Source organism: Luteimonas padinae, assembly GCF_014652935.1.
Lineage (GTDB): Bacteria > Pseudomonadota > Gammaproteobacteria > Xanthomonadales > Xanthomonadaceae > Luteimonas > Luteimonas padinae.
The window spans coordinates 150527-162643 of record NZ_BMZT01000009.1 but is presented as its reverse complement, the minus strand read 5'-3'; the positions used below and the strand labels follow the sequence as shown (position 1 = coordinate 162643).

The following is a 12117-nucleotide window of genomic DNA, read 5'->3' as shown; positions in this document are numbered from 1 at the left end:
CCCTTGCCCGGCCTGCCGGCGCTGCCGGTGCGCGCCCTGCACAGGGCGGGCGACGGCACGCTCTGGATCGGTCTCATCGGGGGCATGGCGCGCCGCGGGCCGGACGGCCGCGTGGTGGTGCTGGAACCGGAGGAGGACTTTCCGGCCGAGTCCGCCTTCGACTTCCTGTCCGATCCGGACGGCACGCTGTGGATCGCCAGCGACCGCGGCCTGCTGCGCCTGCGCGAGGGTCGCTTCACCCTGTACGGCCGCCGCCACGGCCTGACGGGAAGCGCCCTGTTCCGCGTGCTTTCCGACGACTTCGGCAATCTCTGGACCAGCACCAACGGCGGGGTGTTCCGGATCCCGCGCAGTACCTTCGACGACATCGACCGCGGGGTGTCCGCGCAGCTGGATGTCCAGGCCTTCACCGGCGATGACGGCATGCCCAGCCGGCAGAGCAACGGCGGCAGCTCCCCGGCGGGCTGGCGCATGGCCAGCGGCGAGCTGTGGATGCCGACCGCGTCCGGGATCGCGGTGTTCGACCCCGCCCGCGTGGTCGACGCCGGCAAAGGCCCGATATCGCTGGTGATCGACCGGGTCACGGTGAACGGCCTTCCCGGCACCGAGGTGCCGCCGGGGGGGGCGCGTGGAGGTCCAGTTCACCGGCGTCAGCCAGCGCAGCCCGAACAGCCTGCGCTACCGCTACCGGATGCAGGGCGTGGACCGGGACTGGATCGAGGCCGCGGAATCGGGGCAGGTGGCCTACACCAACCTCCCGGCAGGCACGCTGCGCTTCGAGGTCCAGGTGGCGCGTGCACCCGTGGACTGGTCGCGTCCGGTGAACCAGGCGCAGGTGGAGCTTCAGGTCGAGGCGCCCTGGTGGCAGCGCACGGGCACGCACCTCCTGGGCCTGGTGCTGCTGGCGTTGCTGTTCGCCGGCCTGCACGCCTTCCTGGGACGCCGGCAGAGCCGGCGGCGGCGGCGGCTGGAGTCGGTCGTGGCGCAGCGCACCGAGGAGCTGCGCGAGAAGAACGCCGAACTCGAACAGGCCTCGCGCGAGCGCGAACAGCTGCTGACGCAGCTCGCCCACCAGGCCCACCACGACGCCCTGACCGGGCTGCCCAACCGCCGCGCCTGCGACCTCTTCCTGGAATCGGCAGTGGAGCGGGCGGAGGACGCCGGCACCCCGCTGTGCGTGGCGCTGGTGGACGTCGATCGCTTCAAGCCGATCAACGACCGCTACGGGCACCAGGCCGGGGACGAGGTGCTGGCGCAGGTGGCCGCGCACCTGCTCGCTTCGCTGCAGCATCCGTCGGTGTTCGTCGGTCGTACCGGCGGCGAGGAGTTCCTCGTGGTGCTGCGCGACATGGCGCGGGAGGAGGCATTGCCCCGCCTGGAGCAGGCGCGCATGGACATCGCCGCGATGCGCCTGGCCTCCCTTGGCGACGACCTGGCGTGCACCATCAGCGTTGGCCTGGTGCAGCAGGCCTCCGGCGAGAAGCCCGACGATCTGCTGCGGCGTGCGGACGAGCGCCTGTACGAGGCCAAGCGCAGCGGCAGGAACCGGGTCGTGGCGGGCTGAGGCCGTGCAGGCGCCCCCGCGGAGCGCGGGGGCGGAGGGAGGCCGTCGGTTCAGCCGCGCCGGGCGCGGGCGAAGGCTTCGGCCAGGGCGTTGTTGGCGGGGGCAGCGGAGGGCTTCGCTGCGCCACCGCCACTGCCCGGGCGTCCGCCGCCCGGCCGATGGCCGGGGCCACCACCACGCGGGCCGCCGGCACGGTGGCGGCCATCGCGCGCTTCCTGCCGCGCATCGCGCGGCGCCGGGCTGTCGTCCAGCCGGCGCGTGAGCGCGATGCGCTTGCGGGCGACATCCACCTCCAGCACCTTCACCCTGACGATGTCGCCGGCCTTCACCACTTCGCGCGGATCCTTCACGTAGCGGTCGGACAGCGCCGAGATGTGGACCAGGCCGTCCTGGTGCACGCCGATGTCGACGAAGGCGCCAAACGCCGCGACGTTGCTGACCACGCCTTCCAGGATCATGCCTTCGCGCAGGTCCTTGATGTCCTCCACGCCGTCGGCGAACTTCGCGGCCTTGAACTCGGGGCGCGGGTCGCGGCCGGGCTTTTCCAGCTCGGCCAGGATGTCGCGCACGGTGGGCTCGCCGAAGCGCTCGTCGACAAAGTCGCGGGCCTTGAGCGAACGCACGAAGCCGCCGTCGCCCACCAGGGCCTGGATCGGCTTGCCGGTGGCGGCGACGATGCGTTCGACCACCGGATAGGCCTCGGGGTGCACGGCCGAGGCGTCCAGCGGCTCGTCGCCGTCGGCGATGCGCAGGAAGCCGGCGCACTGCTCGAAGGTCTTCTCGCCCAGGCGCGGCACCTTCAGCAGGTCGCGGCGGCGCTTGAACGGCCCGTTGGCGTCGCGGTGGGCGACGATGTTCGCAGCCACCGTCGACGACAGCCCGGACACGCGCGACAGCAGCGCGCCGGATGCGGTGTTGACGTGCACACCGACCGCGTTCACGCAGTCCTCGACGCGCGCATCGAGCGCGCGTGCGAGCTTGTACTGGTCGACGTCGTGCTGGTACTGGCCGACGCCGATCGCCTTCGGCTCGATCTTCACCAGTTCGGCCAGCGGATCCTGCAGGCGGCGCGCGATCGACACCGCGCCACGCAGCGAGACGTCGAGGTCCGGGAATTCCTTCGCCGCCAGCTCGGACGCCGAATACACCGAGGCACCGGCCTCGCTCACCACGATCTTCTGCATCGCCAGCTCCGGCACGAGCTTCAGCAGGTCGCCGGCAAGACGGTCGGTCTCGCGGCTCGCGGTGCCGTTGCCGATGGCCACCAGCTGCACACCGTGCGCGCTGCAGAGCTTCTTCAGCGTGGCCAGCGATGCGTCCCACTGCCGGCGCGGCTCGTGCGGGTAGATGGTGTCGGTGGCGACCAGCTTGCCGGTGGCGTCGACCACCGCGACCTTGACGCCGGTGCGCAGGCCCGGGTCGAGGCCGAGCACGGCCTTCGGGCCGGCGGGCGCGGCCAGCAGCAGGTCCTTGAGGTTGTCGCCGAACACCGCGATCGCCTCGGCCTCGGCCTGCTCGCGGGCCTGCGCGAACAGGTCCAGCATCAGATGCAGCTGCAGCTTCGCGCGCCAGGCCAGGCGGCAGGCGTTGAGCAGCCAGGCGTCGGCGGCGCGGCCCGCGGCCTGGATGCCGGCGTGCAGGGCGATGCGGCCTTCGGCGTAGGCGTTGCCGGCGTCGACGTCGCTGCCGGGTTCGAGCTCGAGCTGCAGGAACTCCTCGCGGCGGCCGCGGAACAGCGCCAGCAGGCGGTGCGAGGGGATTTTCGCCAGCGGCTCGGCGTGGTCGAAATAGTCCTGGAACTTCTCGCCCGCGGCCTCCTTGCCTTCGGCCACCTTCGAGCGGATCACGCCGCAGTCCGCAAGCCAAGCACGCAGCTCGCCGATCAGCGCGGCGTCCTCGCCCCAGCGCTCGAGCAGGATCGCGCGCGCGCCGTCCAGCGCGGCCTTGGCGTCGGCCACGCCCTTGTCGGCGTCGACGAACTGCAGCGCGAAGGTTTCCGGCACCTGCGACGGATCGGCCAGCAGGCCGTCGGCCAGCGGCTCCAGCCCGCCTTCGCGCGCGATCTGGGCGCGGGTGCGGCGCTTCTGCTTGTAGGGCAGGTAGAGGTCTTCCAGGCGCGACTTGCTGTCGGCGGCCTCGATGTCGGCGCGCAGTTCGTCGGTGAGCTTGCCCTGTTCGTCGATGCTGGCAAGGATCGCGGCGCGGCGGTCCTCCATCTCGCGCAGGTAGGTCAGGCGGGTCTCGAGGTCGCGCAGCTGGGTGTCGTCCAGGCCGCCGGTGACTTCCTTGCGGTAGCGGGCGATGAAGGGCACGGTCGCGCCTTCGTCGAGCAGGCCCACGGCCGATTCGACCTGGCTGTGCTGGGCACCGATCTCGTCGGCGATGGTCTGGGCGATCTTGCGCGCGAGCGCGGGTGAGACTTCGGACATCAGTGGTCTTGCGTCATGCGGCGGATGCCGCGGAGGCGCCGATTGTCGCCCCGCGTGCCGGCGTGCGGTACCCGTTGACAGCGCGGCATGCGCGGGTCAGGCGCAGGCCGTGCCGGCAGGTGTCACGTGCGGCGGGGTGTTGCAGGGCCGCGGCGCTGCGCGATCCGCGCGATCCGCGTGTTCAGAGCTCGCGGACCCGGCTTCCATCGTCGCGGCGCCGCCGCCAGGGCAGCGGCACGCCCAGCAGCATGTACGCCGCCCAGGCGATGCGGCTGGAGAGCGTCTCGCGGCTCGGCGCCTGCAGCGCGCCCTTGTCCTTGCCCGGCGAGGGATGGCCGCGGTCGCGGCCGCTGCCCGGCATGCCGGCGTTGCGCTCGCCGTCGCCGCCGCCGTCATCGCCGCCGCTGCCATCGTCGAGGCCTTCGTCGTCCAGCGCGTACTCGCCGGCCTCGAGCGCCGCCAGCACCCGCCGCGCATGGATCGCCTGCGCGTCGGGCACGCGCAGCCGGATGCCGCCGATCGCCAGCCGCCACTCCCAGTTGGCGATCGCGGTGCCGATGTCGTCCAGGCGCGCGGGAATGCCTTCGGCCTGCAGCAGGCCGAGCGCGAGCTGCGCTTCCATCGGGTCGGAATAGGCGGCGACGGTGGTGAACATGGTCGCCGCCACGGTACGCTGCGGCCATGCGCACCGCCATCCTTGCCCTTGCCGTGCTGGGCCTCGCCACCGGCTGCGGCGGCGAGGCGCCGGCGCCCGGCGTCGACGCCCCCGCCAGCGCCATGGCCGATCCCATGGCCGAACGCGTGGTTGCCGAGTGGCCGCTGCCGGCGATGCTGCCCGGCTCCGCGCTGCCCGACCTGGTCGCCGTGGAGGGCGGCAAGCTGCTGCTGTCGTGGACCAACTCGCAGCCCGGGCGCCGACACATCTTCCAGTTCTCCAGCTACGACCTCGCCGGCGCGCGCTGGGAAACCGCGCCGACCACCATCGCGGTCGGCAACAGCATGTTCGTCAACTGGGCCGACACCCCGCACATCATGGCCACCGCCGACGGCGCGCTGTGGGCGCACTGGCTGCAGAAGAACGGCGAGGCGCCCTATGCCTATGACGTGGTGCTCGCGGTCTCGCGCGACGGCGGCCGGCGCTGGAGCGAGCCGGTGCGTCCGCACGCCGACGGCACGCAGACCGAGCACGGCTTCGTCTCGATGTGGCCGCGGCCGGGCGGCGGCCTCGGCATCGCCTGGCTGGACGGACGCGACACCGCGGGTGCACACGAGGCGGCGGCGGACGTCGCAACGGGCCACGGTGGGGCTGCGGCGGGCGGTTCCGCCGATGAAGCCGGCGGATCTTCGGTGCAGCAGGGCGAGGCCAGTGCGCACGGCGGCGGCGCGCACGGTGCCGCCGGCGCGATGACCCTGCGCGCGGCCGGCTTCGACGCCGCGCTGCGCGGCAACGGCGAGGTCGAGATCGATGCCAGCGTCTGCGACTGCTGCCAGACCAGCGCCGCGGTCACCGCGCGCGGGCCGCTGCTGGTCTATCGCGGGCGTGCCGAGGGCGAGGTGCGCGACATCATGGCCACGCGGCTGGACGGCGAGGCCTGGACCGCGCCGGCGCCGGTGCACGCCGACGGCTGGGTGATGCCGGCCTGCCCGGTCAACGGGCCGGCGGTGGCGGCGCGCGGCGAGTCCGCCGTGGTGGCCTGGTACACGGCCGCCGCCGGCGACGTGCCCGAGGTGCGCGTGGCGCACAGCGCGGACGCGGGCGACAGCTTCGCCGCGCCGGTGGTGATCGATGCCGGCGAGGCGGTGCACGGCCGCGTCGCCGTGGCCCTGGACGAGTCCCAGGCGTGGATCGCGTGGCTGCGCGAGGACGGCGACGGCCAGTCGCTGTGGCTGTCGCGGCGCTCGCCCGATCTCGCGACCGAGTACCAGCGGCTCGAGGTCGCGCGCCTCGCCGGCCGCGGCCGCGGCACCGGCTTCCCGCAGCTGGCCGTGGCCGGTGGCGTCGCCCACCTGGTCTGGACCGACGTCGAGGACGGCGTCGCCAGCCTGCGCAGCGCGCGGATCGTACCGGCGCGATAGCGAGCGCCGCTTCCCGCCCCCATCGCCCACCGCCGATCGCCCGTCACCCATCGTCGATCCCTGTGGGAGCAGCTACAGCTGCGACCGGATTCACCGGCAGCGACCGGTTTCACGGGCGGTCGCGGTCGCAGCTGTAGCTGCTCCTACAGGGGGTATGCGCGGCAGGGGAATGTGCGCAGCAAGGGGTGCGTGCGCAGGTGCTCGTGCTCAGCGCTCGTGGCGGTAGTTGATCGAGCCGCGGCTCTCCAGCGTGCTCGACTCGATCTCGACGTCGAAACCCTTGCGCAGCAGGTACTTCAGCGTCAGCACCTGGCCGGTGCCCAGCAGGGATACGCCGAAGCCGACGTAGAGACGCGGCGACAGCTGCTTGCCGATCCCGAACACGCTGCCGCCGAGCGTGCGCGACTCCATCACGCCGGCGTCGTCCAGGCCTATGCGCTTGCCGATCTGTCCGGCAAGCAGGCTGCCGCCGGCGTTGAGCGCGGCCGAGGCGGCGTCGATGTCGCTGGCCTGGCGGCCGCTGAGGCTCGACAGCGGGCGACCCAGCGCGAGCAGGGCCAGCGCTTCGGACTCGTCGCTGGCCGGATCGGTCCACACCTGCGCGCGCGGCGCCGAGGCGCGGCCGCTGACGTCGATGCCGGCGGTGACGTCGCCGACGCGGCGCTCGGCGCGGATGTCGAGCAGCGGATCGGACACCGGCGTGTTCGACCACGACAGCCGCCCGCGGGTGATCGCGAGCTCCTGGCCGTAGGCCTCGTAGCGGCCGCCGACTTCCAGCAGGCCGTGACCGGTCATCTCGCGGCCGGCGCGCGACAGCACGCGCAGCTCGCCGGTCAGTTCGCCCTCCAGGCCGAAGCCGTTCATGCTCACGTCGTCGCCCATCGCCAGGGTCAGGTCGAGCTCCATCGGCATCGACGGCCCGTCCTCGGGATCCACCGGATCCAGCACCACCACGTCGGGCGAGGCGGAGACGCCGTCGCTCAGGCGCTCCAGGTCCATGCGCGCGCTGGGCACCAGCACCCGGCCGGTCACCTGCAGCGGGCGGCCGGCGGCGTAGCGCACTTCGATGTCGGGGCTGGCGACGGCGCGCAGGTCGCGGGTGTCGGACACCAGCACGTCGTTGCCGCTCACATGCAGCTGCAGCGGCGCGCCCGGGCTGCGCCAGCCGAGGCTGCCGTCGATTGCCAGCCGGCCCTCGCCGCCGGTGCCCAGGCTGCCGCTGATGCGGGCGTTGCCGTCGGGCTGCGCGTCCAGCCGCGCCTGGCCATCGACGATGGCGATCGCCAGCGACGGGATCTCGGCCGCGAAGTCCGCCAGCGTGGCGTAGCCGCCCAGCGCCGGCGCCGCGCGCGTGCCGGACAGGCTGACGTCGGCTTCCAGGCGGCCGGTGGGCGAGACGATGTCGGGCGAAAACAGCTCCAGCCAGGTCAGCTCGCTGGTGGCCGCGGTCACCTCGCCTTCCAGCGGCGCGTACGCGTCCCAACCGGTGCGCAGGCGCGCGGCGATGCGGCCGTTGCCGTTGAAGCCGAGGCCGAGGCTGGCGTCGATGCGGTTGGCGTCGAACACCGCGTCCAGCGCCAGGCCGCTGTAGGACAGCACGTTGCGGCGCGAGCGCGGGCTGGTGCGCAACGCGCCTTCGCTGGAGGCGACGTTGAAGTGTCCCTGCCAGGCCCGGCCCGCGGGCCGCAGGCGGGCGTCGATGTCGATGCTGCCGTCCAGGTGCCAGGGCCGTCCGCTGTCCTGCGTCGGCAGGTAGGGGCCGACCAGGGCCAGCGGCAGGGCCTCGCCGTCGATGTCGAGGCCTTGCCGCGGCCAGTCGGCGCTGGCGCACAGGTGGCCGCCGACGTCGGAGTCCAGGCAGGCCGGCGACAGCGTGAAGCCGCCGGCGGTCTGCGCGAACACCGCCGCCTGGCCCAGCTGCCAGGTGGCGCCGACCGCGGGCGCGGCCTGCAGCGCGGCGAGCGTGCCCTGCCAGCGTCCATTGCCGCCGCGCCGCGCGCTGCCCGAGAGCGAGGCGCTGCCGATGTCGCCGCGCGCGCTGGCGTCGAAGCGCAGGTCCTCCACCGCGCCGCGCGCCTGCACCGACAGCGAGTCCAGCGCGACCCCGGCCTGCACGCCGCCGGCCTCGACGTCGAGTTCGCCGCCGCCGCCGCGCCAGGGCAGCTGCCCGCGCAGCTGCAGGCGCTCGGCCGTGTAGTCGCCGTAGCGCAGACCGGTGCCGGCGAGGTCCGCGCGCAGGTCGGGGCTGTCGCGGCCACCGGCCACGCTCACGCGGCCGTCGAGCCGGCCTGCGGCGCCGGGCAGCAGGTCGTCAAGGCGCAGCGGATCCAGCGAGGCCTGGATGTCGATGCGGTCGTCGACGCGGCCGCGGGCGTCGATGCGGCTCTGGCCGATCGACAGCGCCGCGTCGCCCTCGAAGCTCGCGGCGTCGGTGCCGCCGGGCGTGGCGCCGCGCATGGCGAACCCGGCGCGGCCGCCGAGCGCGCGCCCGCGCAGGCGCCCGCCCAGGTCTTCGACGTCGGCGCGCAGGTCGAGGCCGCCGTCGTCGCGGGTGCCGCCGGTGGTCGCGAGGCGTCCGTCGATGGCGCCGTCGAAGCCCGGCGCGAAATAGCCCGGGTCGAACCCGGTCAGCGCGGCGCTGAAGTCCCAGGCCAGCGCCGGCGCCCAGGTGACGTGCCCGCTGCCGTCCAGGCGCCCGGTGGGCGTGCGCGCGACGAGGGTGCCGATGTCGATGCGCTGCTGGTTGCCGCGGCCCTTGAGCTCGACCTCGGCGCGCTCGTCGCCGCGCTGCAGGCGCGCATCGCCGACGATCGCCCACAGCGCCGCGGTGCCGGCGATGCCGAGGTCGGCGTCGGCACGGATCGTGGCCGCCGGATCGGGCGCGGCTCCGTCCTCGGGCGTCGGCGCCCAGGCCAGGCCGCGGGCGACCACGGCGTAGCGCAGGTCGGCGGCGTGGGGATCGGCGAAGTCGCCGCGGCCGGTGACGCTGACCCGGCCCTCGAGCAGGTCGACCACCAGCGGGTCGAACTCCAGCACCTGCTCCTCGAGGCTGGCGACCGAGGGCTGGATGGTGGCCTGGAGGTCGCCGTAGGCCAGCTCGCCCTGCAGCTGCGCGCGCCCGCCGGTGCCGTGCGCGGAGAGGTCGAAGGCCACGGGGGTGCCGGGCTCGCCCAGGCCCGCGAGCAGCGCCGGGTCCAGGGCTTCGCTCGCGGCGCTGAAGGTCCAGTCGGGCGCGCCGGCGCCGCGCAGGCCGAGGCGTGCCCGAACCGGTGCCGGCGCGTGTCCCGACAACGCCACGTCCAGCGCCGAGACGTCGCCGCGCGCCACCAGGCCCAGGCGCGGCCGGGTGCTGCCGGCCGGCGCCGGCAGCAGGGCCGAGACGGTGAGGTCCATGCGGTAGTCGTCCGCGGGGGCGTACTCGCCGTCGGCCAGCAGGTCGCCGCGGTCGCTGTGCACCAGCACCCGGCGCAGCCGCAGCAGGCCGCGCTGCGCCTCGACGCCGCCGCGCACGTCGGCGATGTCGATCATCGGCTCGCCACCGCGCAGCACCCGGAAGCCGTCGATCTCGATGGTGTCCGCCTGCAGGCCCAGCGGCGGCTCGACCTGCGGCAGCACCTCGGGCCAGCGCGGCAGCGAGAACGGCTCGCCGTCGTCGGACGGCGGCAGCTCCAGCAGCGCGCCTTCCACCTGCGCGGCATCCAGCCGCAGGGTCCGCCCGAGCAGCGGCCGCAGCGCCGGGTCCAGGGTGATCCGCTTCGCGCTGAAGCGCAGCGCGTTGGGCGCGGCGCACTGGCCGTAGGGCACCGGCTGGTCGTCGACCTCGGGGCAGACCAGCTGCTGGAAGACCACGTCGTGCAGCGTCAGCGGGCCCGATGCCGGGCCTTCGGCCTCGCGCCATTCCAGCGTGGTGCCGGCGGGCAGCCGCGCCACCACCTGTGCGAGCAGGAAGTCGCGGCCGCCCAGCGTGCCCAGCAGCCACCAGCCCGCGACCAGCAGCAGCACCACCAGCACGGTGGTGCCGACGGCGCTGCGCAGCGCCAGCGTGCGCATGCGCGCCTTGCGACGCGCGCGCAGTTCGCGGATCCGCGCCTCGCGCTCTTCCGGGCTGACATCGGGTTGTCCCTGCGTGCGCGCCATCAGAGGTTCGTGCCGATGTTGAGGTGCAGGGTGAAGGGCGAATCCGGATCGTCGAGGCCGCGCGCGATGTCCAGCCGCAGCGGGCCCACCGGCGTCTGCCAGCGCAGGCCGACGCCGACGCCGGTGCGCAGCTCCGGCGAGCCGTCGAAGGCGCTGCCGGTGTCGACGAAGGCCGCCATGCCCCAGGGGCCGCCGCCGAAGTAGTGCTCGTATTCGGCGCTCGCGGTGACCACGTGGCGCGCGCCCAGCGCGAAGCCGTCGTCGTCGGCGTCGACCACGCGCGGGCCGACCTCGCGCCACTCGTAGCCGCGGATGCTGCCGTCGCCGCCGGCGTAGAAGCGCAGGCTCGGCGGCATGTCGACCAGCGCATCGGTTTCGGTGCGTCCCCATTCGCCGCGCAGGATCAGGCGGTCGCTTTCGCCGAAGCCGAGGTACCAGTGCGCGCGCGCGTGGGCCTGGAAGAAGCTGGCCTCCGAGCCCGCGCCCTCGACGCCGCCACGCAGCATCAGGCTGCCGCTGTAGCCGCTGCGCGGGAACAGGGTGTCGTCGAGGTCGACGTAGGTCGCGCGCAGCGAGGGATAGGTGAACGTGGCATAGCGGTAGAGCGCCGGCGTCGACGGATCGCCGTCGTCCTCGTACTCGTAGGCCCAGCGCTCGCGCAGCGCGTGCATCGAGGCCACCAGGTTGAGGTTGCGGCTGTACTGGCCGCTGCGGCTGGCGGCGAATTCGACGCGGCGGGTATCGATGTAGTCGGTCTGCTCGTCGGCGGCCTGCAGCCCTACCGTGTACCAGCCGTCGAGCCAGCGGAAGGCGGGGATGCGGTACTGCAGCGACAGCGTCTTGCGCTTGCGCGCGTAGTCCAGCTGCCACAGCGCCTTGTGGCCGCGGCGGTTGACGTAGCGGCGCTCCTGCCCGAGCCGGATGCCGGGGCCGCTGTCGGTGCCGTAGCTCAGGCCGGCGGTGTAGACGTCGCGCTTGGCGGGCGTGAGCGCCACGTCCACCGGCACCTCGCCGTCGATCGCGTCCTCGGGGCGCGGGGTGATGTCGATGCGGCTGAAGTAGTCGAGGCGGGTGAGCGAGGTGCGCAGGCGGTCGAGCCGGCCCTGGTGGTAGTACTCGCCTTCGTTCCAGTACACCAGGCGCTCCAGGAGCGCGGGGTCGACCACCTCCGTCGGCGCCTGCACGAAGCGCGTCGGGCCCATGTCGTAGCGCTCGCCGCTGGTCCACACCAGTTCGATGTCGGCGGCCTGCTCGGCACGCGTGACCGCCACGCGGCGCGCGCTGAAGTCGGCGTCGAAATAGCCGCGCTCGGCGAGGCGGCGGCTGATCCGGGTCTTGCTGGACTCGTAGGCGCTGTGGTCGAGGATCGAGCCCTCGCGCGGGATGAAGTCGTCCAGCTCCTCCTGCAGGTAGCGGTCGTCGTGGCCGTCGCCGAGGATGGCGATGTCGGCGCGGCGAACCCGCACCGGCTCGCCCGGCTCCACCGTGATCACCACCGACACCGGCGCCTGGGCGTCGCCGGCGGCGCGTGCGGTGCTGCCGGCTTCGCGTACCGCCTGCGCGGTCGCCGCGGCGCTGTCCGACGCCTCCTGTTCCTCCTGCGCGGCGGTGTCGAGCACGACGCCGCGCTCGCCGCCGCGCACGCGCTCGACCACGATCCGCGGCGAGTAGTAGCCGAAGGGCTCCAGCGCCTCGCGGGTCTCGTCGCCGGCGGCGCGCATCATGTAGGCCAGCCGCCGCCAGGTCACCTCGCTGCCGATGGCGTCGACCAGCGAGAGCGAGGTGCGGACGTTCTCCTCCATCTCCTCGTCGAGGCCGGTGATCTCGACCGAGGACACGCTGGCGGCGTGGACGCTGCCGGCGAAGGCGGACAGCAACAGGATGGCAGCGGCAAGGGGGAATGCAGGCATC

6 protein-coding genes are annotated in these 12117 nt (G+C 73.9%); 2 read left to right on the top strand and 4 right to left on the bottom strand.

The features are described from left to right. Nucleotides 1–628 precede the first annotated feature (628 nt). Nucleotides 629–1564 (top strand): GGDEF domain-containing protein, encoded by a 936-nt coding sequence (locus IE168_RS11670; protein WP_189498420.1) that lies wholly within the window; start codon nt 629–631, stop codon nt 1562–1564. A gap of 50 nt (nt 1565–1614) precedes the next feature. Here the strand turns inward: IE168_RS11670 and IE168_RS11665 are convergent, their stop codons facing one another. Together IE168_RS11665 and IE168_RS11660 are read right to left on the bottom strand one after the other, a co-directional pair. Continuing rightward, entirely contained in the window at nt 1615–3993 is a 2379-nt protein-coding gene (locus IE168_RS11665) for a Tex family protein (protein ID WP_189498418.1), read from the bottom strand. A gap of 181 nt (nt 3994–4174) precedes the next feature. Next, nucleotides 4175–4648 carry a putative signal transducing protein gene (locus IE168_RS11660; RefSeq protein ID WP_189498416.1) on the bottom strand — a complete coding sequence of 158 codons (474 nt, stop codon included), beginning with the start codon at nt 4646–4648 and terminating at the stop codon, nt 4175–4177. A gap of 26 nt (nt 4649–4674) precedes the next feature. On the opposite strand from IE168_RS11660, the gene IE168_RS11655 reads away from it, so the two are divergent. Next, nucleotides 4675–6069 (top strand): sialidase family protein, encoded by a 1395-nt coding sequence (locus IE168_RS11655; RefSeq protein WP_189498414.1) that lies wholly within the window; start codon nt 4675–4677, stop codon nt 6067–6069. A gap of 207 nt (nt 6070–6276) precedes the next feature. Here IE168_RS11655 and IE168_RS11650 read toward each other — a convergent pair whose 3' ends face one another. Together IE168_RS11650 and IE168_RS11645 are read right to left on the bottom strand one after the other, a co-directional pair. Then, nucleotides 6277–10206, bottom strand: a complete 3930-nt coding sequence (locus tag IE168_RS11650) for a translocation/assembly module TamB domain-containing protein (RefSeq protein WP_189498412.1) — start codon at nt 10204–10206, stop codon at nt 6277–6279. Further along, complete coding sequence (locus IE168_RS11645; protein WP_229823452.1) at nt 10206–12116, bottom strand: autotransporter assembly complex protein TamA; 1911 nt, start codon at nt 12114–12116, stop codon at nt 10206–10208. The genes IE168_RS11650 and IE168_RS11645 overlap by 1 nt, the downstream gene beginning before the upstream one ends. Nucleotide 12117 lies beyond the last annotated feature (1 nt).